Annotated in this window: 19 protein-coding genes and 1 pseudogene; 2 read left to right on the forward strand and 18 right to left on the reverse strand. The window is 72.5% G+C overall.

Features of this window, described 5'->3' with window-relative positions; translation table 11 throughout:
• Positions 1-160: 160 nt before the first annotated feature.
• The 3 genes from M1O15_RS01115 to M1O15_RS01125 form a co-directional block, all read right to left on the reverse strand.
• Positions 161-4045, reverse strand: a complete 3885-nt coding sequence (locus M1O15_RS01115) for a caspase, EACC1-associated type (protein ID WP_248631226.1) — start codon at positions 4043-4045, stop codon at positions 161-163.
• A gap of 7 nt (positions 4046-4052) precedes the next feature.
• Positions 4053-4478, reverse strand: coding sequence for an effector-associated constant component EACC1 (locus M1O15_RS01120; RefSeq protein WP_248631227.1), 426 nt, complete (start codon positions 4476-4478; stop codon positions 4053-4055).
• Positions 4479-4632: 154 nt separating this feature from the next.
• A complete protein-coding gene (locus M1O15_RS01125; protein ID WP_248631336.1) occupies positions 4633-6108 on the reverse strand; it encodes a hypothetical protein in 1476 nt (491 codons plus the stop codon).
• 571 nt (positions 6109-6679) lie between these two features.
• On the opposite strand from M1O15_RS01125, the pseudogene M1O15_RS01130 reads away from it, so the two are divergent.
• Positions 6680-7143: pseudogene (locus tag M1O15_RS01130) on the forward strand (dihydrofolate reductase family protein).
• 94 nt (positions 7144-7237) lie between these two features.
• On the opposite strand, the gene M1O15_RS01135 reads toward M1O15_RS01130, so the two are convergent.
• Genes M1O15_RS01135 through M1O15_RS01165 form a run of 7 tightly spaced genes read right to left on the reverse strand, consistent with a single transcriptional unit; the run spans position 7238 to position 13955 of the window.
• Positions 7238-7615, reverse strand: coding sequence for a hypothetical protein (locus tag M1O15_RS01135; RefSeq protein ID WP_248631228.1), 378 nt, complete (start codon positions 7613-7615; stop codon positions 7238-7240).
• A 26-nt stretch (positions 7616-7641) separates the two neighbouring features.
• Positions 7642-8769: a hydrogenase expression/formation protein HypE gene (hypE, locus tag M1O15_RS01140; RefSeq protein ID WP_372499327.1), complete on the reverse strand. Its 1128-nt coding sequence runs from the start codon at positions 8767-8769 to the stop codon at positions 7642-7644.
• Positions 8766-9917, reverse strand: coding sequence for a hydrogenase formation protein HypD (gene hypD / locus M1O15_RS01145; RefSeq protein WP_248631229.1), 1152 nt, complete (start codon positions 9915-9917; stop codon positions 8766-8768). Before hypD ends, hypE begins: the two co-directional genes overlap by 4 nt.
• On the reverse strand, positions 9914-10288 hold the full coding sequence (locus tag M1O15_RS01150) for a HypC/HybG/HupF family hydrogenase formation chaperone (protein WP_248631230.1): 375 nt from the start codon (positions 10286-10288) through the stop codon (positions 9914-9916). The genes hypD and M1O15_RS01150 overlap by 4 nt, the downstream gene beginning before the upstream one ends.
• A gap of 16 nt (positions 10289-10304) precedes the next feature.
• A complete protein-coding gene (gene hypF / locus M1O15_RS01155) occupies positions 10305-12725 on the reverse strand; it encodes a carbamoyltransferase HypF (protein WP_248631231.1) in 2421 nt (806 codons plus the stop codon).
• Entirely contained in the window at positions 12722-13507 is a 786-nt protein-coding gene (gene hypB, locus M1O15_RS01160) for a hydrogenase nickel incorporation protein HypB (RefSeq protein ID WP_248631232.1), read from the reverse strand. The genes hypF and hypB overlap by 4 nt, the downstream gene beginning before the upstream one ends.
• Positions 13491-13955 carry a hydrogenase maturation nickel metallochaperone HypA/HybF gene (locus tag M1O15_RS01165; protein ID WP_248631233.1) on the reverse strand — a complete coding sequence of 155 codons (465 nt, stop codon included), beginning with the start codon at positions 13953-13955 and terminating at the stop codon, positions 13491-13493. The genes hypB and M1O15_RS01165 overlap by 17 nt, the downstream gene beginning before the upstream one ends.
• Positions 13956-14019: 64 nt before the next feature.
• On the opposite strand from M1O15_RS01165, the gene M1O15_RS01170 reads away from it, so the two are divergent.
• Positions 14020-14541 carry a PadR family transcriptional regulator gene (locus M1O15_RS01170; protein ID WP_248631234.1) on the forward strand — a complete coding sequence of 174 codons (522 nt, stop codon included), beginning with the start codon at positions 14020-14022 and terminating at the stop codon, positions 14539-14541.
• Between the two features lie 23 nt (positions 14542-14564).
• Here M1O15_RS01170 and M1O15_RS31775 read toward each other — a convergent pair whose 3' ends face one another.
• From M1O15_RS31775 to M1O15_RS01205, 8 genes are all read right to left on the reverse strand, one after another.
• The gene (locus tag M1O15_RS31775) at positions 14565-14669 is read right to left on the reverse strand and encodes a DUF6893 family small protein (RefSeq protein WP_372499328.1); all 105 of its coding nucleotides are present in this window, start codon (positions 14667-14669) and stop codon (positions 14565-14567) included.
• Positions 14651-15229, reverse strand: a complete 579-nt coding sequence (locus tag M1O15_RS01175) for a hydrogenase maturation protease (protein WP_248631235.1) — start codon at positions 15227-15229, stop codon at positions 14651-14653. Before M1O15_RS01175 ends, M1O15_RS31775 begins: the two co-directional genes overlap by 19 nt.
• The gene (locus M1O15_RS01180) at positions 15226-16704 is read right to left on the reverse strand and encodes a hypothetical protein (protein WP_248631236.1); all 1479 of its coding nucleotides are present in this window, start codon (positions 16702-16704) and stop codon (positions 15226-15228) included. Before M1O15_RS01180 ends, M1O15_RS01175 begins: the two co-directional genes overlap by 4 nt.
• Positions 16701-17342 carry a DUF6084 family protein gene (locus M1O15_RS01185; RefSeq protein WP_248631237.1) on the reverse strand — a complete coding sequence of 214 codons (642 nt, stop codon included), beginning with the start codon at positions 17340-17342 and terminating at the stop codon, positions 16701-16703. The genes M1O15_RS01180 and M1O15_RS01185 overlap by 4 nt, the downstream gene beginning before the upstream one ends.
• The gene (locus M1O15_RS01190) at positions 17339-17974 is read right to left on the reverse strand and encodes a DUF5947 family protein (protein WP_248631238.1); all 636 of its coding nucleotides are present in this window, start codon (positions 17972-17974) and stop codon (positions 17339-17341) included. Before M1O15_RS01190 ends, M1O15_RS01185 begins: the two co-directional genes overlap by 4 nt.
• Entirely contained in the window at positions 17971-18960 is a 990-nt protein-coding gene (locus tag M1O15_RS01195) for a NifU-related iron-sulfur-binding protein (RefSeq protein ID WP_248631239.1), read from the reverse strand. Before M1O15_RS01195 ends, M1O15_RS01190 begins: the two co-directional genes overlap by 4 nt.
• Before the next feature lie 101 nt (positions 18961-19061).
• A complete protein-coding gene (locus M1O15_RS01200; RefSeq protein WP_372499329.1) occupies positions 19062-20864 on the reverse strand; it encodes a nickel-dependent hydrogenase large subunit in 1803 nt (600 codons plus the stop codon).
• 64 nt (positions 20865-20928) lie between these two features.
• Positions 20929-22017 carry an NADH-quinone oxidoreductase subunit B family protein gene (locus tag M1O15_RS01205; RefSeq protein WP_248631240.1) on the reverse strand — a complete coding sequence of 363 codons (1089 nt, stop codon included), beginning with the start codon at positions 22015-22017 and terminating at the stop codon, positions 20929-20931.
• Positions 22018-22150 lie beyond the last annotated feature (133 nt).

Genomic DNA, 22150 nt, shown 5'->3' on the forward strand with positions numbered 1-22150 from the left:
CCTGGTGAATCCTAACGGTGGCGACGACCGGACGGGACGCCTCCGAGGGAATCGGTACGAGACGGACGGCCCGGGGGCGGAGGTGATCCGTCCACCCCGCCCGACCGCAGCCCGTCAGTGCCTCGGTCCGGCTCGGGGCGGCGGTCTTCCCGCCCCGGGCTCACTCCAGGCACTCCCGCAGCGCTTCACCACCCGCCAGCACCCGCCAGGCGGGGACCCGGAGGGTGCGTGCCACCGGGCCCGGCTTCGCGCCCGCTCCTCCCGAGGGGAGGCCGTGCAGGAGGTCGCCTCGTGCGTGGGCGAGCCGCAGGTGCCGGTCCGGCGGCAGCTCGGCAGGCGGTCCGGTGTCGAGGAGCACCGCGGTGTTCTGCCCGTCCACGGTGTACAGCACATCGACCGGGCGACCGCCCACCATGGCCGAGCGCTCAAGATCGGTGATCCCTCGCTCTTCCAAATGGAACTGGAGCCGGTCGGCCAGCTCCTCCCGGAAGGGGTCGGAACCCGTGGGAGGCTGAGGACGGCCGGCGCCGGCGGCCCGCTGGTCGTACGGATGGGGCCGGAGCGCCGTCGAGCGGTCGGCGAGCAGCGAGGGGAGCCCGGTCCGACCCTGCCAGAACCCGAGGCTGCCGACCGTGATCAATTGGGACTTCGCCCGGGTGACGGCGACATTCCACAGGTTGACCTGGCTGGCCACCCAGTGCGCGGTCGGCGGAGGTGTGTTGTCCGTCGCCACCGGGCTGAGCACCATGACGTCCCGCTGGCCGCCCTGGAAGGCGTGCACGGTGCCGACCTCGACCCGCTCGCTCGGCAGCAGACGCTCCAGCGTCTCCTTCTGTCCTTTGAACGGGGTCACCACACCTACGGTGGCCGCCGCGGGGAGACGGGCCAGAAGCCCTTCCACCACTTCCCGGACCGACTCCGCCTCGGCGGGGTTGTACGAGGACCGGTCCCGCTCTCTGCGGTAGGAGGCCCCCTGCGGTACGTCCACCCAGCCCAGTACCGGGACGGGATCGGCCGCACCCAGCGGGTCGGCCGCCGGGACCTGCCGGCGCACATCGGTGAGGATCTGGAGCCCGCCCGCGTAGCAGTAGCCGTTCACCACCTGCGCGATCTCCGGATGGCAGCGGTAGTGCTCGTCCAGCAGCAACGCCTCCGCCCCGTTCTGGGCGCCGGCGTGGTAGGCCGAGTACACGTGGTAGCTGAGCCGCCGGTCCTCCAGCTGGGCGGCGCTCAGCCCGGACCGCACCCGGGCCTGCCGTTCCTGCTCGGCCGAGACACCGGGGATGTGGCCGAGCTGCATCGGGTCGCCGATGATCAGCGCGCGCTTCGCCCGGAACAGCAGCGGCAGCACGGACGGGATGGCGCACTGGCTCGCCTCGTCGATGACCACCAGGTCGAAGAGGTTCGGTACGAGTTCGAGCTGCCGTACCGCGTGCGTGCTGATCGCCCAGCCCCGGACGTGGGGCAGCAGGTTGCGCTGGCTCCGCTGGTTGCCCCGCTTGCCGCGCAGGGTCTGCAGCCGCTGGTTCAGCAGACCGCGGCCACGGGCCAGTGCCTCGGCGGACAGCGCCTGCGACAGCTCGGTGGAGAGCGCGGAGAGCGCGTCGGCGGTCCGCAGCCGCCGCTCCCTCAGCCCCGATTCGTCCCGAACGGCAGTGGCCGCGATGTGCTGCCGCAGCGACTGCTCGACGGCCAGCGCGTCGGCCAGCGCCGCGAGAGGCTCCGCGCCCACCGGACGCTCCTTCGCCCAGTTCGGCCATGCGACCGCGGACCCGTCGGCGGCGTCCAGGAAGGCTTCGAGCGATCTCCGCCGGCGGGAGCGCGGCAGCCACCACCGGGCGGCAGCGGCGCGCCGGGCCCGCACCAGCCACCGGTCCAGCACCGTTCCGTCCTCACCGACCCACACTCCGGCCAGTGCCGCCACCGCGACACCCAGGGACTCCGCTCTGTCCTCGCGGTCGCGTACCAGCTCCAGCAGCCGCTGCTCCTCCGCCACCAGCTCCGCCGCCTCTTGGCGCTCGACCTCGGCCCGGCCGCGAGCGTTGCGCAACTGCCCGGCTACCGTCCCGGAGCTTCGGCGCGGTGGCACAGTGGGCTCGCTCAGCAGCTTCTCCAGCTTGGCCGCCTCCACCTCCCGGACATCCTTGTTGCCGGTGCGGAACAGCAGCCCGGGCGCGATCGCGTCGCAGCGTTCGGCCACCACATCGACGGCCTTGTTGTTGGTGGACGCGACCAGCACCGACTGGCCCGCGGCGACGGCCGTGGCCACCACGGCCGTCACGACCTCGCTCTTGCCGGTGCCGGGCGGGCCGGTGGCCACCGTCAGCGGCCGGCTCATCGCGGACGCGATTACCTGCTCCTGGCTCTCGTTGCAGGGGCCGGGCGTGACCAGGGTGTGGCCACCGAGGCGCGGCTGCGTGTCTTCCCCGTCCTCGTCCAGCAGCGCGGCGAGTGAGGTGCCGGCGATCTGGCCGGTCCTGGCCGACATCTGGAGCAGGTTGTCGACCAGGCCGTCCACGGCCATCCGCTCCCGGCCGGAGGGCGCGAGCAGCACCGCCGCGTTGTGCGCTCCGGCACGGAGCGTTCCCATCGCGGACTGCTCACGGAGCCCCGACAGATCCAGCGGCTCCAGCTCCGGCAGCCCCAGCTCGCGCAGCAGCTCGCGTACGGACTTGACCATCTGCGCCCCGTTGCCCTCCTGCCAGGTCGGCTGCCAGCGGGCGAGCAGGGCGGCCGCGTCGTCATCGGCCAGCAGCTCCGTCACCACACCCGGGTTCAGCGCGGGTGTGCCGACCGGCCGCAGCCGGTCGCGGCCGTGCTCGTCCGGCTCCAGCTCCATGGACTGCATCAGCAGCGGTGCGATCCTCATCTGGACGCGCCCACGGGCCCCGCCCGCGCCGGGCAGGGTGACGGCGGGATATCCGTACCAGTACTCCTGCAAGGCGTCCGAACCGTCCGGAGCCGCGCCAGGCGTCGACGGCCTCTTGGGGCGCGGCAGCATGGGCGGAGCCGGCAGGGAGCCTCCCCCGCCCGCCTGGATGGCTTCCGGTCCACTGCCGAGGAGGAAGTAGGCGGAGTTCAGGCCCGCGGCGCGGTCCGGCTTCATCCCGGCGGCGGACGAGGCGCCGAGGCAGTGGACGTAGTAGTGCAGCAGCCGCTGCCAGTCCACCCCGTCACGAGCGTCGAGACGAGCCAGCTCACGCGCCTTGCGCACGACGGGCGAGGTGTCCGTGCCGGCCCGATGCGCCGGACCCGCGGGCATGGTGGGCAACGGCACCCGGCGGGCGACCGAGCGGGCCAACGGCAGGGACTGCACGGCCCGGATGGTCGACTTGGTGGGACGCTGCTCCTCCGGCACCCCGAGCGTGACCATCTGCGCGGTCAGATAGTCGAAGAGGTCGTCGGGGGTGATCCAGCCGCCGTCCTTGACCCGCCCCGTGCGCAGCCCCTCCACGATCTCGCCGGTGAACCGCGAGGTGCCCAGCTCCGAGCCGGCCGGGGCCATCGCCGAGGCCGTCTGCAGGGCGTCGGAGGCGGTGATGAAGTAGACCCCGGTGGGGCGCAGCAGGGTGCTCGGAACCGGTCGTTCCTCATCGCTCCCGCCCTTGGCCGTCCACCCCTGCACCACGCTCCCGCTGGAGCAGCAGTCCAGCAGGACGACCTTGGAAGCGGCCCGGCAGGACTGCAGAGTGCGCTCCAGGAACGACGCGGGCACCGCCGTACCGGGCAGGTTGGCGGGGTCGGTGTCCCTGGTCAGAAAGTAGAGCTGGTTGTCGGCCTCGCAGAACGCCCCGTGTCCGCTGAAGTACAGCAGGGCCGTCTCATGGGACTGCCGCTCCTCCAGGAAGCCCTCGATGGCGTGCAGCATCTCCGCACGGGTCGGCTCGGCGACCATCGCGCAGTCGTTGTACATACCGATCTCGGTGCTCTCTAGCACCGCCTGCATGTAGTGCAGGTCCGCGCGCACCGGTGGCAGGTCGTGCACGGCGTCGGAGTCGTACGTCGAGACGCCGACCAGCATGGCCCAGCGGTCGTTGTCGGTCATCCGGTGCTCAGCCGCCTGTCTGCCCGGACGTGCCGTCCCCCTCGGGCCGGGCCGCATCGCCGTCCCCGCCCCCGGCGAGAAAGCGCTCGATGCCCTGGTCGTCCGCCCGGGCCTGCCTGCCGGTGATCTCCATGGTGGCCCCGTCGAGGCGCCTGACGACGATTGTCCGCTGCGGCACCCGCGCCAGCCATACCTGGACGGTGGCGGCGACCAGAGCCCCGGCGTTGAGCATGACGCCGACCGTCTCGGCCGTGATCCCGCCCTTGTCGGTGCCCTCTGTGGCTTTCTGCGGCTGGGAGACCTCCAGGCGAGCCGCCGGGTCGGCGTCGCCGACCTCTGCGAGCAGTTCCCGCGCCTCCCGCCGGGCCCTGAGCGGGTCGTGGTCCACGACGCGGATATGCACACCGGTCGGATTCTCGGACAGGGCGGTCACGTGCTCCCCCTTGCTGCTGTGCTGGTCATACGGGCGTACCACCCTAAGGGCAGCGGAGGGGTGCCTCTCGCGCGGAGGCTGAAGGCCGATGCTTTCTGGCTGAAAGGCTCTTCCTACGGGCACTGCCCTCTGCCGGGAGTATGCGGCGCGGGAGTCAACCGCTCTTCCGCACCTTGACCAGACGGAGGGCGAGCACGGTCCCGTCCTGATGAACGGAAACCGGACCGCCCCATTCCTTGTCCCAGCCCGTTCGAGGCGATGCGCCAAGGCGGGCGTGAATCACCTCACGGGCCTTCTCGACCTCTGGCCTCGGCAGGCCCTCGTCTTCCGAGCCGCGCTTCACCAGACACCGGAAGAGATCGGTCTGCAGACCGGTGAAGGCTTCGACGCGGTCTCCGTTGAGACGGAAAATGTGATCCGTGCCGGCGAAATGCTCGCCCAGCAGGTCATGGTCCGCGTCCTGGACGCTGGTGGCCGCCGGATGTTCGAAGGTCTTGGAGAAGAACTCGCCGCCCTGCCGCTTCGTCAGCAGCCTTCCCGTCGCCCGCCCTGCTCCGGCGAACGCGGTCAGGCCGGCCGCGCCCGTCTGGGCTATCACACGCTGGAAGAACGCGAAGTCGGCCGCGGCGATGTGGCAACCGGGCACGGGGACGGGCTCGTCGTCTCCCGACTGCGGCATCCTGATTCCGGGGAAGAGGTTCTTCCGCCAGGGCGTTCCGTCCCAGTCGATCCCGGTTGCCGCGCCTTCGCCGGATGAGTCGAGCCATCCACCCGCTCCCGGCGCGTGCAACGCGTGGACGGCGAGGGGGCCCTCGAGGGGCAGCTCCATGCTGAACAGAAGACCGGGCGTCTCACCTGCCGGTCCGATGTGCAGACCGTCCACGTAGGCTGCGGAGGACGCCAGCTGTTCGTGCGATTTCGACCGGCCTGAGTGGTTCCCCCGGCACGTGAGGGGGATGACCAACGACGGTCGGCCGGGCTGCCAGATCTCCGCGAGGAAGTCCGGCCGGTACCGGTACCCCACGTTGTGGTCCTTGCCCTGTCCCTTCTCCAACTCGGCGTTCTTCAGGGCCCACCCGGCCCGAAGCACGGTGTCCGAGTGAATGATCGAGATGCTGTGGCCGGGAAATCTGCGCCGAAGGACCGTCTCGGCGAGGGTGACGGCGAAGGCCTGGCCGAGTTCCTCGGACTGTGAGGACTTGTAGTGCCTGACGATGCGCTTGCCCTCCGCGGAGAGCCAGAGGAGAGAGCCCTTCTGTGGCTCTAGGGCCTGCAGGTACTTGAGGCTTCCCCAGTGCTCGGCCAGTCCCCGGGACGCGCCTCGCTGGGTGAGTGCCATGCTGCGGGCCAAGTGGTGCAGTACCTGGATGTACTGCAGGCTGACATTTGCTCCCAGCTCCGTGTCAGGGAATGGGCGGAGCCCTTGCTTGCGGCGCAACTCGACCGGCGGCTCGCCGACTCTCCTGCCCTGAGTCTTTGCTTCGGCCGCCATGGCCTCGTACTTCTTGCGTCGATCCTTCTCCTCGGCCACCACGGCTTTGGCGACGCTACCGACCAGCGCACTGTTGGACACGGTCGAGACTGCCACCTTGTCGAGCAGCCGATTGAGAACTTCCTTGGCGCTGGGCATCTCTTCCACGCGACCTCCCCCGAGCGGTGACCATGCAATGACAGGAGGGTGGCGGCAAAGCTTCGAATATGCCAGAAGGCGGTGCAAAGATGGCGGAAAGTCACCTCGGTCATGTGTGCGGAGTATCGCCTGGGGTGGGGCGGAGCCGGCGAGCCGCGACGATGACGAGGTCGCTGGCTCCCTGATCCCCTGCGTCAACGCGGCCTGGTCGTCTCCGCCGCGTTGGACGGCTGGGGTACGACGCCCTCTACGAACCGGCCCTGTTCCGCCAGGTCCGTCTTCCTCTCGGCGTCACCGCCGCAGGCGGCGAGTAACCCCAGGCAAAGCGCGGCGCCAACAGCGAGCGGCCCTTCTTGGTCCACGACCCCATCCCCGTTCCCCTCCCTGGCGGCCTCGGCATCCACGCCTCTGACGGTCAGGCCGCATGCGCCTTCTCGGGCCGGCAACTTCGATCGCCGCGTCAACGAGGCCGCGTGCCGCTGGTCGTTCAGCCTCACCATTTGACACCACTCCAAATGTAGTAACTACGTTCAAGCCTCTACAAGTAGGGTCACTGTGTATGGGGGACGCTATGCGAAAGCTCGTCTACTACATCGCCATCTCGCTCGACGGCTGGATTGCCGGCCCCGGTGGTGAGTTCGACTTCTTCCCGCAGGGCGACGAGCAGCAGGCCACCACCTACTCGACCTGGGTGAACGCGCTGTACCCGGAGACCGTCCCGACCGCTTACCGCGCGGCCGCCGACGTCGGCCACGCGCCCAACCGGCGTTTCGGCACCGTCATCATGGGCCACGGAACCTACCGCCCCCTCGACAACGGGATCACCAGCCCGTACGCGCACCTGTGCCAGAACGTCGTCTCCTCGCCGGCACTCTGCTGCCCGAAATAGACGAACTGCTGATCAAGACGTATCCGGTCATTGCCGGAACCGGAATCCCGGCAGTCGACGGCCCCTTCGACCCCACCGTCTTCGACGTCACCGAGCGCACCGCCTTCCCCAACGGAGTCACCCTCACCCGCCTCATCCACCGCTAGGCGGGGTGGCCAGCTCACCGCCTGACCGTTACGCAGACAACGGCCCCGCGACCGTCGCCGGTCGCGGGGCCGCTTCGCTCCTGGTCTCGGTCGATCACCTCGCCCCGTCGCCCTCCGGCGGGCCCTTGGGGTCCACGCCGGTGTAGGCGGTGTCGTCCTTGCTGCCGCTGGGGCGTTGGGAGCGGCCTCGGCGGCCGGTGCGGTGCAGGCCGGTGTCCTTCTCCTTGCCGCTGCTCGCCTGCTGCTCACCGGGCTGGGTGCCGCTCTTCTGCTCGGTGCCCTGGAGGGAGTCCTTCTTCTCCTGCTCGGAGGGGGAGGGCGCGTCCTTGGTGCCCGCGTACTCCTCGGTGTGGAAGGAGCGGTGCGCGCTCGGGTTGTCCTGCTGCTTCTGGTCGTCCACGTCCGGCGACCAGCCGTGCTGCCGTTCGCCGCCGTGGCGGCTGGGGCCCTGGTGGCCTCTGTCCTTTGGCATGGTGCTTTCCGATCTCGATGCAAGCTTCAGCAGATGCGGGGGAGTTGTTCGCCGAGGGGCATGTCCACCACCCGGGTGCCGCCCAGCCGGGTCGCCGAGACGACCATGCCCGGGTGCTCCTCGACGCAGGTCCCGATCGCCACCGCCTCCCGGCCGTACGGGTGCGCCCGCATGGCCGTGAGCACGGCGTCCGCGTGCTCCGGGGGGACGAAGGCGACGAGCTTGCCCTCGTTGGCGACGTAGAGGGGGTCCAGGCCGAGGAAGGCGCAGGCGTTGGCGACCGTCTCGGGGACGGGGAGGGCGTGCTCGGCGAGCCGGACGCCGACGCCCGAGGCGGCGGCGATCTCGCCGAGGGAGGTCGCGAGTCCGCCCCGGGTCGGGTCGCGCAGGGCGTGCAGGTCCGGGCAGGCCGCGAGCATCGCCGCGACCAGGCCGGAGAGCGGCGCGGTGTCGCTCTCGATCTCCACGCCGAATTCGAGGCCTTCGCGCTTGGACATGATCGCCACACCGTGCACGCCGATGGAGCCGCTGACGATGACAGTGTCGTCGGGGCGCGCTCGGCGCGGGCCGATGTCCACGCCGTCCGGGATCAGGCCGACCCCGGCCGTGTTGACGAAGATCCCGTCGCCGTGGCCCGCGTCCACCACCTTGGTGTCCCCGGTCGCCACGACCACGTCCGCCGCCCGGGCCGCCGCGCCCATCGCCTCGGCCACCCGGCCGACCAGCTCCAGCGCCACGCCCTCCTCCAGGATGAACCCGCAGGAGAGGTACGCCGGGACGGCGCCGGACATCGCCAGGTCGTTGACGGTGCCGTTGACCGCCAGGTCGCCGATGCTGCCGCCGGGGAAGAAGAGCGGGCGGACGACGTAGGAGTCGGTGGAGAGGGCGAGGCGCGCCCCGCCCAGGGCGAAGACCGCCGAGTCGCCGAGGCCGTCCAGCACCTCGTTGCGGAAGGCGGGCGCGAAGAGGTGCTCGACCAGCTCGGCGGAGAGCGAGCCGCCGCCCCCGTGGCCCATCACGATCTTGTCGTGGTCGCGGAGGGGGGCCGGGCAGGTCCAGCCGGAGAAGTCCGGTGGGGGAGAGGACGGGGGAGAGGGGGGCTGCGCGGGGGTGCCGTTCAGGCGGGTGGGGTCGGGGTTGGTGGTGTCCGTCAACGCCGGGTCACCTCCCGGGTCGTGGGGGCGGTACCGGTGGAGGTCTCCGCCGCCTGCGGCAACTCAAGGCGCCGGTACAGGTAGTACGCGGCGCAGGCGCCCTCGCTGGAGACCATGGTGGCGCCCAGCGGGTTGCGCGGGGTGCAGGTCTTGCCGAAGGCGGCGCACTCATGCGGCTTGATCAGGCCCTGGAGCACCTCGCCGCTGCGGCAGACGGTGGACTCCTGGGTGGCGATGCCGGTCACCGAGAAGCGGTGCTCGGCGTCGTACTCCCGGTACTTGGGCGAGAGCCGCCAGCCGCTGGCCGGGATCATGCCGATACCGCGCCACGCCCGGTCGGTCACCTCGAAGACGTCCGCCAGCATCGCCTGGGCGGCGGGGCTGCCGTCGGCCTGGACGGCGCGCGGATAGGCGTTCTCCACCCGGTGCTCCCCGCACTCCAGTTGGAGGATGGTGCGGCGGATGCCCTCCAGGATGTCCAGCGGCTCGAAGCCGGTGACCACGATCGGCACCCTGTGCCGCTCGGCCAGCTCCGGGTACTCCCGGGTGCCCATCACCGTGCAGACATGGCCGGCCGCCAGGAAGGCCTGCACCCGGCAGTCGGGGGAGGTCATGATGGCGTCGATCGCCGGGGGCACCCGGACGTGCGACACCAGCAGGCTGAAATTCCGTATCCCGAGCTTCTTCGCCTGGTAGACGGTCATCGCGTTGGGCGGGGCGGTGGTCTCGAAGCCGATGCCGAAGAACACCACCTCGCGGTCCGGGTTCTCCCGGGCGATCTTCAGCGCGTCGAGCGGTGAGTAGACCACCCGCACATCGGCGCCGTCGCTCTTCACCCGGAACAGGTCCCGCCCGCTGCCGGGCACCCGCAGCATGTCGCCGAACGAGCAGAAGACCACCTCCGGGCGGGAGGCGATCTCCAGCGCCTTGTCGATGACCTCCAGCGGGGTCACACAGACCGGGCAGCCGGGACCGTGGATCAACTCCACCCCCTCGGGGAGGAGTTGGTCGATTCCGTGCCGGATGATCGAGTGCGTCTGGCCGCCGCAGACCTCCATCATGGCCCACGGCCGGGTGGTGTGCGCCCGGATGTCGTCGAACAGCCGCTCCGCGAGCACCGGGTCGCTGAACTCGTCGAGATACTTCATCGTCCTGCCTCCTTTCCGGGGACGGCCGGATTTCCGGTGACGGGCGGGAATCCGGGACCACGGGGGCCGCCGGCCTCCGTTCCGGCGGGGCGTTGGGCGCCTGCCTCGCGGGCCGCGCGGCCCCAGGCATCGCCGAACTCCTCCTCCAGTACGCCGAGGTTCTCGAACAGGTCCAGGGTCTGCCGGGCCGACTCCTCGTCCAGCCGCTGGAGCGCGAAGCCGACGTGCACGATCGCGTAGTCCCCCACCACCATGTCGGGGACGTACTCCAGGCAGACGTCCTTGACCACACCGCCGAAGTCCACCCGCGCCATCCGGGTGCCGTCGCGTTCCTCGATGTCCAGGACCCTGCCGGGCACTGCGAGACACATGGCTCCTCCGTCGTTGTCAGGCGCCCTGGCGGGCGGCGATCATCACCTGGCCGAGCGCCAGGCCGCCGTCGTTGGGCGGCACCCGGCGGTGGCGCAGCACGGTAAACCCGTCCGCCGCCAGCTCCCGGGCACAGCCCTCGGTCAGCATGGTGTTGCAGAAGACCCCGCCGGTCAGGGCGACGGCCTCCGCGCCGGTACGGGTACGGGCGGCGGCGCACACCTCGCGTACGAGCTCCACCACCGCCGTGTGGAAGCGGGCGGCGATCAGGGACGCGGGGCGGCCCGCCCGCAGGTCGGCGACGATCGCGGCCAGCACCGGGGCCGGGTCGGCGACCAGGGGAGCGCCCTCGTGCAGGGCGAAGGCGTACCCCGGCCCCGGATCCTCGGCCAGTGCGGCGTTCTCCAGCTCCATCGCCGCCTGCGCCTCGTACTCGACCCGGTGGCAGACCCCGGCCAGGGAGGACACCGCGTCGAAGAGGCGGCCCATGCTGGAGGTGGGGACGCAGTTCAGGCCGCGTGCCAACTGCTGCTCCAGCAGGCGCAGTTCGGTGGGGGAGGCGGGGGTGGTGCAGGGCAGCTCGGGGGACCAGTCGAGATTGGCGGTACGGAGGTGGGAGAGTGCCATCCGGTACGGGTTGCGCACCGCCGCGTCGCCGCCGGGTAGGGGGGTGTAGCGGAGGTGGGCCAGGCGGCGGTAGCCGTCGTAGTCGGCGAGCAGGAACTCCCCGCCCCATACCGCCCCGTCGTCCCCGTAGCCGGTGCCGTCGAAGGCGACCCCGATGACCGGTTCGGTGCCGTCCAGGCCGTGTTCGGCCATGGTGGACGCCACATGGGCGTGGTGGTGCTGGACGCGGTGCAGGGGCAGGGATTCGGCGGCGGCGGCGCGCTCGGCCCAGCGGGTGGAGCGGTAGCCGGGGTGCCGGTCCGCCACCAGCGCCGACGGCCGTACGGAGGTGAGCTCCCGGAGATGGGCGGTGGCCCGCTCGAAGGCGGTCAGGGTGGCCAGGTCGTCCATGTCCCCGACATGGGTCGACAGCCAGGCGTATCGACCCTCCGCCACACAGAAGGTGTTCTTCAGATCGCCGCCCACCGCGAGCACCGGCGCCACCGGCAGCGGCAGCGCCACCGGGAACGGGGCGTAACCGCGGGAGCGCCGTACCGGCAGCTCGGCGCCCGCGCAGATCCGCACGACCGAGTCGTCGCAGGGCACATGGATCGGCCGGTCATGGACGAGGAACGCGTCGGTGAGCCCGGCGAGCCGGTCCGACGCCTCGGCGTCGTCCGTCACGATCGGCTCGCCGGACAGATTGGCGCTGGTCAGGACCAGCACGGGCGGGCCGGGCGGGTCACCCGGCAACCCCATCAGCAGCCGGTGCAGGGGGGTGTACGGGAGGAGGACGCCGAGATCGGGGCTGCCGGGGGCCACCGCGTCCGCCACCAGCCCCTCGCCCCCACGGCGATTCCGCCGCAGCAGGACCACCGGGGCGCGCGGGCCGGTCAGCAGCTCCCGCTCCTCCGGGCCGATGGACGCCAGCCGCTCGGCCACCGCCAGCGAGGCGGCCAGCACCGCGAACGGCTTGCCGCCCCGGTTCTTCCGCTTGCGCAGAGTGCGCACCGCCGCCGGGTCACCCGCGTCGCAGGCCAGGTGGTAGCCGCCGATCCCTTTCACGGCGACCACCGCGCCCTCGGCGAGCAGCCGCCGGGCCCCGGTCAGCGCCGCCGCGTCCCGGGCCCCGTCACCGGGTCCGCCGGGGTGGCGCAGGGTGAGCCGGGGGCCGCAGGCGGGGCAGGCGAGGGGCTGGGCGTGGAAGCGCCGATCGGCCGGGTCCGCGTACTCCCGGGCGCACTTCGGGCACATGGGGAAGCCCGCCATGGTGGTGTTCGGCCGGTCGTAGGGCAGCCCGGTGACGATGGTGAAGCGGGGCCCGCAGTGGGTGCAGGTGGCGAAGGGGTGGCGGTGGCGGCGGTCGGCCGGGTCGGCGACCTCGCGCAGGCAGTCCGCGCAGACGGCGGTGTCGGGGGAGACCAGGGTGCGGCCCGGACCGCCGCCGGGGGAGGGCCGGATGGTGAAGCCGGTGCCGCCCCGCAGCGGGACCTGTCGGTGCTCGACGCCTTCCACCACCGCCAGCGGCGGGGGTTCGTCGGTGAGGGCGGCCCGGAACCGGTCCACCGCCCCGGCGGGCCCCTCCACCTCGGCCTCCACGCCCCGGACGTCGTTGACCACCCAGCCGGTCAGCCCCAGCCGGTCGGCCAGCGTGTAGACGAACGGGCGGAAGCCCACGCCCTGGACGACCCCGGTCACCCGGACCCGGACGCGGACCCGGCGGTTCGGCTCGGCCTCCGTCACCCGGGCCCGGCGGCGCGGCTCGACCCCGGCCCCGGCCCCGGTTCCGCGAACCGGGGGGTCGCCGCGCGGGACCGCCGCACCGCCGGTCATGCCGCCGGGACCCCGTGCGGATGCGGATGCGCGTGGCCATGAGGGTGGTCGTCGTCCTCGTGGCGGTGGTGCAGCAGCGGCTCGTGCTCGGCGGCCAGCGCGGGACGGTGGACCGGGCACCGGCCGTCGCGGGTGCGGCGTACGAACTCCAGCAGCTCGGCCGTCCCCCGCCCGGTCCGCGCCGAGGTCTCCAGCACCGGGACGTCCGGGTTCACCTGGCGGAGGTTGCGCAGGAACCCGTCCCGGTCGAACTCCACCGCCTCCGCGATATCGGTCTTGGTGATCACCACGGCGTTCGCCAGCCCGAAGGCGGTGGGGTACTTCAGCGGCTTGTCCTCGCCCTCGGTGACCGAGGCCAGCACCACCCGCAGTGTCTCGCCCAGGTCGTAGGAGGCCGGGCAGACCAGGTTGCCGACGTTCTCCACCCACAGCACCGCGGTGTCCTCCGGCAGCCAGCCGCCCTCGGTGAGGTGGCGCCGGAGCATCCCGGCCTCCAGGTGGCAGAGCCCGTCGGTGAGGATCTGCCGCACTGGGGCACCGGAGCGGGCGAGCCGTTCGGCGTCGTTCTCGGTGGCCAGGTCGGCGGTGACCGCGGCGGCCGGCAGCCCCTCGGCGGCGCACCGCTCCAGCAACAGCTCCAGCAGCGCGGTCTTGCCGCTGCCCGGTGAGGAGAGCAGGTTCACGGCCGTGGTGCCGCGCGCCGCCAGCTCGGCGCGCAGGGCGAGGGCCCGTTCGTCGTTCTTGGCCAGGACCGCCTGGTGCAGGTCAACGGTGCGGCACATGGTTCGCCTTCCGGGTCAGGTCCGCCGGGTTCACCTTCCGGGTCGCGCCGGTGACGCCCGTCGCGCCGGTCGCGTCGCTCGCTCCGGCGTCCTCCGATACGGGTGTGTCGTCCAGCTCCACGCGGGCGATCTCCAGCTCACGGCCGGACAGCACGTCCCTGGCCGCGCCGCACGGTGCGCACCACAGCGCGGGCGGCACTCCGGTGGGCGCCTCCCGGCCGCAGACCGGGCAGCGCGCCCTTCCCTCCACAGTCTCGATCTCCAGCCGCGCCCCGGCCAGCCGAGTGGCCTCGGCGGCGATCCCGAAGGAGAACCGCAGGGCCTCCGGCACCACCCCGGACAGCTCCCCGATCCGCAGCCGCACCACCGCGACCCGGTCCGCCCCGTGCCGCTCGGCGGCCTCCTCGATCTGCGAGATCGCGGCCACCGCGATGGACAGCTCATGCACGGCGCCACCACCTCCCCGGGGGCCGCCCGGCGCCGACTGGCCGGGCCGACGGAGCGGGACTACCGTGTGGATCACATACGCCAACCCCGTCCCGTACCCGATCCCCGTCCCGTACGCCGCCTCCACCGCGTACGGCGGGCACCGACGGCGGAGAGCTCCGGCCATGGTCGACCACACCAGCCACCAGACCCATCACCCCACCGGCCACCACACCGGGCACGAGACCGAGCGACGCGCCCTGCTGACGCCGGTGGTGCTGCTGCTCCTCGCCGAGCGCCCGGGGCACGGCTACGAGCTGGTCCAGCGGCTGCGGGCGTTCGGCTGGCCGCAGGCCGAGTCGGCGCATGTCTACCGGCTGCTGCGCTCCATGGAGAGCTGCGGCTCCATCGCCTCCCGCTGGCGGGCCACCGGCCCCGGTCCGGCCCGCCGCGAGTACCGGCTGACCCCGGAGGGCGCCGGAGAGCTGGCCGAGTGGTCCGGCCGGCTGGGCGAGCTGCACACGACGCTCCATGTCTTCCTGGAGCGCTGCGAGCGGCTGGAACCGCCCGCCGCGCGGACGGCCCGCCCGCCCGACCGCCGCCTCTAGCACCGTCCTCACCGCCACCTCCCTCACATGCTGCGGATGCGCAGATAGCGCCGTACGTCCGGCCAGGCCCGGGCGCCCGCGTAGAGCGCCACCAGTCCGGCTACCGCCGTCATCCATGTCCGTGCCATGACCGTGTCCCTTCCTCGGAGGACTCTTCAGAGAGGTCGGAGCGGGTGACGGGGACGGGGGCCGTCAGCCGGTCCACCGCCGCCATCGCGTACGGCACCGCCGCCGCCACCGGGGCGGAGAGCCCGATGCCCTCGGCGGTGTCCAGCGGCTCGCAGCCGACCACGTGCACGCTGGGGGGCGCCGCGGTGCCCATGCCCCGGTGCAGGTCCCGGATCAGCCGCAGCACGGCGGCCGGGTCCAGCGAGTGGGCGTCCACCGCCACCCCGCCGCCCGGCCCGAGGGCACCGCCGCGCCCGGCCACCTCCTCGGTGGCGTCCAGCACCACCACGGTGCCCGGCTCGGCGCCCCGGGCCAGCGCGTCCACCACCACCAGCCGCCGGTAGCCGTCGAGCAGCCGGTAGGCGAGGTGGACGCCCCGGATGCCCACGTCCAAGTACTCGGTGCCGGGTGGCGCGGGGCGCTCGGCCAGCCGCCGTACCGTCTCCACCCCGAAGCCGTCGTCGCCCAGGAAGATGTTGCCGACCCCGGCCACCAGCGTTCCGCCCGTACCGTCGGTCATGATCCGCCCTCCGCCCCGTCGGCTCCCAGCGGCTCCACCTCGTCCGGCCGGAAGTACCAGAACCGGCCTTGGGCGCGCCGCAGATCGGTGCCCGGGTCGCCGTCCACCACCACCGCCAGATGGACATCGCCGTCCAGGTCGCGCAGCACCAGCTCCACGGTGGCAAGCCGCCCGGCGAGGAACACGTCCTGGGCGTCCGAGCGCCGCAGCCCCGGCACCAGCCGCACCCGGCTCCCGGCGCCGATCTCCCGCCCGGCCACCACCACCGACCGGGGTGTCTCGGCCGCCTCCGGATCGGACTGCGGGTCCCACCAGGGGTGCCCGCCGCCCTCTGGCAGCGTCAGCCCGCTCGCCGGTCCCGCCGCCGGGCCGGTCGGCCGCCGCTCACCCTTCGGGAAGCCCTCGTCTGTCTCCGCCACCTCGCGGATCGCCCCGTGCAGCCGCTCGGCGAGCTGCGCCGGGAGTCCGTCCACCAGGTCGATGACCTCGGCGGCCCGCGGGTCGGTGCCGCGCGCCTCGCGCTTCTCCCGCTCGGTGAGCGCGGCGGTGCGCAGCGAGAGGATCTCGTCGATCTCGGTGGCGTCGTACAGCGGCCCCGGGCTCTCCTCTGCCAGCGCCGCGTGGTCCTCCAGGATGATCGGCGAGGCCAGCATCACATCCGCCCGGTCGGCGGGCCCGGCCAGCACCGGCCAGACACCCTCGTTGCGGCACTCCCGCACCAGCGGGGCCGCCCACTCCGGCGGATCGGTCATCGACAGGAACCGCCCGCCCGGCGCGCCGAGCAGCAGATGGGTGCCGAGCATGCAGTGCGGCAGCACCGCCTCCCGGTCGCCCTCCGGTATCCCGTACGCCTCGGTGGTGTTGCGCACCTCGACGGTCAGCCGGGCCACCCCGTACGGGCCCGGCAGCTCGGCCAGCACCGGCCGCACCTCGCCGGTGATCCGGGCGCTGCGGCGCACCAGCCGCCCCAGCGTCCGCCCGTCCGGGCCGGTCACCGGCTCGTACGCGGTGCCGCCCGGCAGGTCGAACCGCACGGTGCGCCGATGCGCGTCCGGCCCGCTCAGACCCTCCACCGGGGCGTGCAGGGTGACCCGCTCCTCGGCCGCCTCGTCCCAGGGGACCAGCACCCGGTCGGGCAGCTCCAGCTCGTCCACCGGTGCGTAGCCGTCGCCCGGCACGGCACGCTCCACGATCCGCCGCCGCACCCGCAGGAACCGCAGCTCCACCTCCAGCCGCCGGGCCCCGCGCGGCTCCAGCAGGCACTCGGTGCGCTGGGACGCGGCCTCCCCGGCGGCCTCGGCCCGGGCGGGCGGGCAGAGCACCCCGAACTGCCAGCGCAGCCGGTTCTTCCGGGCGGAGGCGCGGTACGGGTAGAGCACATACCCCTCGAAGAGCACCGCGTCCGCGACGGCCCGCGCCCGCGCGAAGACGTCCTCCACGGTGTCGGTGCCACCCCCGTGGCGCGCATGACTCACGACAGCTTCCCTTCCTCCGCCTCGCTCAGCAGGGTCTCGACCGTCAGCTCCCAGGACGGCAGGGCGCGGGCCGAGCGGAACCGGCGCAGCTCCTCCAGGCAGTCCGCACGCAGCCGCAGCCAGCCCGAGTTGGGGAAGTAGTCGGCCATCATCCGCTGCCAGACACCCACCGGCATCCGGTAGCGGGCCTCCTTGTGCCAGGGGATCGGCTCGGCGTGGAAGCCCTGCGGCCCGGAGAAGACGGTGCCGGAGAACAGCATCAGCAGCGGCACCTCGCCGCCCGACAGCGCCCGGAAGTACGTACCCGAGGCCACCTCGGTGTCATAGGTGCAGGGCACCGGCAGATCGATGTCGGCGACCCCCTCGAAGCCCGGCACCGTCACCGAGGAGTGCGCGAACTGCACCGGCTTCAGCGTGCCGCCCCACCGCTCGGGCGCCCCGAACAGGTCGCCCAGCCGCTCCTGCTCCTCGGGCTCGTACCGCCTCGCCTGCGGCTCGATACGGATCTGGCAGCGCAGCACCACCGCGTGCACCGGCTGGTGGTCGGCCTCCTCCACCCGCAGCCCGAACAGCAGCGTCGGCCCGGCCGCGTACGGCTCCGAGCGGGCGCTCACACAGGCGAAGTGCAGATCCGTCATCCGCCGCCCCCGACCTCACGCATGTCCAGCGGGCGGGCCTTTCGCCGCACCTCGTCGAAGAAGTCCGCCAGCGCGGCCCGCACCTCCGCGCCGCCGTCAAAGCCCTGCCAGTGCAGCCGCATCCGGCCCACCAGCTCGTAGCAGACGTCCACCGGCACCAGATGGCAGCTGGTCGGCTCGCCGCGCTCGGCGCGCAGCAGCAGCGCCTCGGTGTCCGGCTCCAGCAGCGCCCCCAGCCGGGTGCGGCCCACCAGCTCCTCCCAGAGCGCCGGGTCCAGCTCGCTCTCGGTGGCGCCCATCGGGCTCGGGTAGAACACCGCGTACCGGTCCAGCTCGGCGTTGCGGAAGAGGAAGGCCAGGCCCACCGGGATCTGGAGCGCCGCCCAGTCGCCCTCGCCGAAGGCGAACTCCGGGTCGTAGAGGTAGCGGTCGGGCACCGCCCGGAACCGCCCCGCACCGGGCCGGGTGAAGAGCAGATGGCAGCCGGGGCAGGCGCACCGCAGGCTGCGCCGGGCGGTGTCCACCAGATGCCGGTGCGCGTCCGGGGCCAGCGGCTCCCCGCACAGCTCGCACCGCTCGCCCGGCGGCTCCGGACGCCGGGTGAACCTGCGCAGGCCGGCCGGTACGGTCATGGCCGCGCCCCCGTGGCCACCGGCCGGCGGGGCACGGCCACCCGTACCACCCGGTCCCGCTCCAGCAGCGGCACCGGTTCCAGATGGGCGGTGCCGCCGTCGGCCGCCCGCCCCGCGTGCCGCACGTCGTACGCCGCCCCGCACCCGGCCCGTACGCAGCGCAGCAGCGCCGTACCACCGTCTCCACCACCGTGTCCGTCACCGGGCCCGCCGCCCGGCACGGTCTCCAGCCGCCCGCCGCCCAGCCGCTCCCCGCAGGCCGGGCAGAGGTCCCGGTAGGCGACCAGGCCGCCGCCCACCGGCCGGATCAGCACCACCGGCACCCCGGCCACATCCCGTACCGCCGTCTCACCCTCCCGGGCCGGGGCGGGCGCGGCCAGCTCATGCCACTCGGCCTCCTCCGCCGCCGTCTCCACGGGGGCTCCGGGCGGGTCCGGCGGGCGCGGCCCGATCTGGAGCAACTGCCCGGGACCACCGGCCGGTTGTCCGCCCGCCTCGGGAATGCCGGCCACCTCCACCGTGCCCACCTCGGGGGCCAGCCGGGCCAGGGCCTCCTCGATGGTCCAGCGGACCGTCTGCGCCGAGGAGGGGCAGCCGTCGCAACTGCCGCGCAGCGCCAGCGACAGGGTCTCGCCGTCCAGGGACAGGATGTCCACGTCCCCGGCGTGCGAGCCGAGATAGGGGCGCACCTCGTCCAGCGCCCGCCGCACCCGGGTCATCGTGTCGTCCGGGTGCAGGTCGTGCAGGACCAGCAGCCCGCCGACCAGTTCGTCGTCGGCGAGCACCCGCACCGGGTCGGCCGCCCCGGGCGCCTCGGCCAGCAGGGTCAGCGCCCGGCCCAGCCCCGCGCCGTAGAAGTCGACCAGCGAGCGGACCAGTTCCTCCGCCGTCTCCCGGGCCTCCGTCCCGGCCTGCTCGTCCAGCGCGCCGAGCAACTCGGCCACATGCTCCCCGATCTCCTGCTCCCTGGTGTGTGCTGCCGCCACGGGGTCACCGGCCTTTCGCGCGTGAGGGGGAGGGGGCGCGGGCCGGGCGGGGTTGCCGGCCGCCCGGCCCGCGGGTCCTGGTCGGGGTCCGGGCGCCGCCGTCAGCCGCCGAGTCCCATGAGACCGGTGGGCACATGGGTCTCCTCGATGGTCCGGCCGCCACCGACGTACATGTGGACGCCGCACGGCAGACAGGGGTCGAAGCTGCGCACGGCCCGCATGATGTCGATGCCCTTGAAGTCGTCGGGCGGGTTCTCCTCGAAGATCGGGGTGTTCTGGACGGCGTCCTCGTACGGGCCGGGGGTGCCGTAGACGTCCCGGACGCTGCCGTTCCACGGCGTCGGCGGGTACGGGTGGTAGTTGGCGATCTTGCCGTCGCGGACCACCATGTGGTGGCTGAGCACCCCGCGTACCGCCTCGGTGAAGCCGCAGCCGATGGACTCGTCCGGCACCTCGAACTTCTCCCAGGTGTGGGTGCGTCCGGCGCGCACCTCGGCCATCGCCTGCTCGGCGAAGTGCAGCGCGGCGGCGGCCGCGTACGCCTGGAAGTAGGTGCGGGCCCGGTTGCGCTCCAGCGCGTTGGACCACTGCGGGATGGTCCACTCCAAGGTGGTCTCCGGCTTGGTCATGGTCCGCGGCAGGTTGATCTTCACGCTGTGCCCGGTCGCCTGGACGTAGCCGATGTCGACCAGCCCGGACAGGGCGGTGGACCAGAGCCGGGCGATCGGGCCGCCGCCGGTGTCCAGCGCCAGGTGGTCGGTGCCGTCGAACCAGCGCGGGGACATCACCCAGCTGTACTTGTCGTCGAAGTCCCGCTTCTGCGGGGCGGGGATGGTGTGCTGGTTCCACGGGTGGCGCTCGTCCACCGGGTTGCCCAGCGGGTCCCGCTCCACGAACTTCTCCTGGCCTGCCCAGTCCTCGTAGTAGGAGGAGCCCAGCAGGATGCGGATGCCGAGGTTGATGTCGACCAGGCTGTTGGTGACCAGCCGCCCGTCCACCACCACGCCCGGGGTGACGAACATCTTCCGGCCCCACTCCGCCATCCGCGCGTAGGTGAAGTCGCAGTGCTCCGGGTCGTTGAGCGCGCCCCAGCAGCCCAGCAGCACCCGCCGCCGGCCGACCTGCTCATAGCCGGGCAGCGCCTCGTAGAAGAAGTCGAACAGGTCGTCGTGGAGCGGCACCACCCGCTTCATGAACTCCACGTACCGCATCAGCCGGGTCAGGTAGTCGGTGAACAGCTGGATGCTGGCGATGGTGCCGACCCCGCCCGGGTAGAGCGTGGAGGGGTGCACATGGCGGCCCTCCATCAGGCAGAACATCTCCCGGGTGTACCGGGAGACCTGGAGCGCCTCGCGGTAGAACTCGCCCTCCAGCGGGTTGAGCGAGCGCATGATGTCGGCGATGGTCCGGTAGCCGTGGTCTCCGGCGTGCGGCGCCTCGGTCCGCTCGGCCAGCTCCAGCACCCCGGGGTTGGTCTCGCGCACCATCTTCTCGCAGTAGTCCACCCCGACCAGGTTCTCCTGGAAGATGTTGTGGTCGAACATGTACTCCGCGGCCTCGCCGAGGTTGATGATCCACTCGCCGAGGTGCGGCGGTGCCACCCCGTACGCCATGTTCTGCGTGTACACCGAGCAGGTGGCGTGGTTGTCGCCGCAGATCCCGCAGATCCGGCTGGTGATGAAGTGCGCGTCCCGGGGGTCCTTGCCCTTCATGAAGATGCTGTAGCCGCGGAAGACCGACGAGGTGCTGTAGCACTCCGCCACCCGCTTCTGCGCGAAATCGATCTTCGTGTGGATGCCGAGGCTGCCCACGATCCGGGTGATCGGGTCCCAGGACATCTCGGTGAGGTCGCCGCTCTCCTGGGGGACGATCTCGGTCTCGGAGCGGTGGTTGGTCAACGTCATGGTCTCCAGGCCGCCTTCCTGCCGTGCCTGCCGTGGCCGTGCCTTTGATGCGCAGGGGCCGTCGTCACCACGGCGGCCGGTAGCCGGTGAGGATCTTCTCGCCCTTGGTGCGCCACCTGGGCTCCTTGTCCACGGTCTTGGCCGTGATGTGGCGCAGACCGCGGATGACCTTCCCGTACGCGCCGCTGGCGGTCGACGACACATGGCCGCCGGGCGGCTCGTCCATGAAGGGCATGAACTTGTCGGGGAAGCCCGGCATGGTGCAGGCGATGCAGATGCCGCCCACGTTGGGGCAGCCGCCGACGCCGTTGATCCAGCCGCGCTTGGGCACGTTGCACTTCACCACCGGCCCCCAGCAGCCCAGTTTGACCAGGCACTGCGGCGAGTCGTAGCTGTGCGCGAACTGCCCCTGCTCGTAGTAGCCGCCCCGGTCGCACCCCTCGTGCACGGTCGCGCCGAACAGCCAGGTCGGCCGCAGCTCCTCGTCCAGCGGGATCATCGGCGCCGAACCGGCCGCCTGGTACAGCAGGTACAGCAGCGTCTCGGAGGCGTTGTCCGGGTGCACCGGGCAGCCCGGGATGCAGACGATCGGGATGCCCGCCTGGGACTTCCACTCCCACCCCAGGTAGTCCGGCACGCCCATGGCGCCCGTCGGGTTGCCCGCCATGGCGTGGATCCCGCCGTAGGTCGCGCAGGTGCCGATGGCGACCACCGCCAGCGCCTTGGGCGCCAGCCGGTCCAGCCACTCGCTGGTGGTGATCGGCTGCCCGGTCTCCGGGTCGTCGCCGAAACCGCACCAGTAGCCCTCGTCCTTGATCGCCTCGTTGGGGATGGACCCCTCCACGACCAGGACGAACGGGTCGATCTCGCCGCGCTCCGCCTTGAAGAACCACTCGATGAAGGTGTCCGACCCCTGCACCGGTCCGCACTCGAAGTCGATCAGCGGCCAGTGCACGGCCACCTTGGGCAGACCCGGCAGCGCGCCCAGGGCCAGCTCCTCGATGCTCGGCTGGGTCGCGGCGGTCAGCGACACCGAGTCCCCGTCGCAGCTCAACCCGGCGTTGATCCAGAGGATGTGCACAGGGGGATCGGGGTCCTCCGTCGCCCCGGTGCCCGGCTCGGCGGCGGTGGCCTGAGCGGTAGCGGCGTCCATCGGGCCCTCCTCCTCAGGTTGGGGGTGGGAGCGCACGCGCTGGGGAGCGCACGTGGGTGAGCGCACAGACATGCGCTACCTACCGGACTACCGTCTCCGGCCGCCCGGGATAAGTGCGCGATGGCCCTATCGC

The sequence above is a fragment of the Streptomyces lichenis genome (assembly GCF_023218175.1).
GTDB classification, from domain to species: Bacteria; Actinomycetota; Actinomycetes; order Streptomycetales; family Streptomycetaceae; genus Streptomyces; species Streptomyces lichenis.

Bases quoted from the DNA above. Each gene is read 5' to 3' on its own strand.
- M1O15_RS01115 (WP_248631226.1), bottom strand. From the start codon at position 4,045: ATGACCGACAACGACCGCTGGGCCATGCTGGTCGGCGTCTCGACGTAC.
- M1O15_RS01125 (WP_248631336.1), bottom strand. From the start codon at position 6,108: ATGCCCAGCGCCAAGGAAGTTCTCAATCGGCTGCTCGACAAGGTGGCA.
- M1O15_RS01135 (WP_248631228.1), bottom strand. From the start codon at position 7,615: ATGCCAAAGGACAGAGGCCACCAGGGCCCCAGCCGCCACGGCGGCGAA.
- hypD (WP_248631229.1), bottom strand. From the start codon at position 9,917: ATGAAGTATCTCGACGAGTTCAGCGACCCGGTGCTCGCGGAGCGGCTG.
- M1O15_RS01150 (WP_248631230.1), bottom strand. From the start codon at position 10,288: ATGTGTCTCGCAGTGCCCGGCAGGGTCCTGGACATCGAGGAACGCGAC.
- hypF (WP_248631231.1), bottom strand. From the start codon at position 12,725: ATGACCGGCGGTGCGGCGGTCCCGCGCGGCGACCCCCCGGTTCGCGGA.
- hypB (WP_248631232.1), bottom strand. From the start codon at position 13,507: ATGTGCCGCACCGTTGACCTGCACCAGGCGGTCCTGGCCAAGAACGAC.
- M1O15_RS31775 (WP_372499328.1), bottom strand. From the start codon at position 14,669: ATGGCACGGACATGGATGACGGCGGTAGCCGGACTGGTGGCGCTCTAC.
- M1O15_RS01175 (WP_248631235.1), bottom strand. From the start codon at position 15,229: ATGACCGACGGTACGGGCGGAACGCTGGTGGCCGGGGTCGGCAACATC.
- M1O15_RS01185 (WP_248631237.1), bottom strand. From the start codon at position 17,342: ATGACGGATCTGCACTTCGCCTGTGTGAGCGCCCGCTCGGAGCCGTAC.
- M1O15_RS01190 (WP_248631238.1), bottom strand. From the start codon at position 17,974: ATGACCGTACCGGCCGGCCTGCGCAGGTTCACCCGGCGTCCGGAGCCG.
- M1O15_RS01200 (WP_372499329.1), bottom strand. From the start codon at position 20,864: ATGACGTTGACCAACCACCGCTCCGAGACCGAGATCGTCCCCCAGGAG.
- M1O15_RS01205 (WP_248631240.1), bottom strand. From the start codon at position 22,017: ATGGACGCCGCTACCGCTCAGGCCACCGCCGCCGAGCCGGGCACCGGG.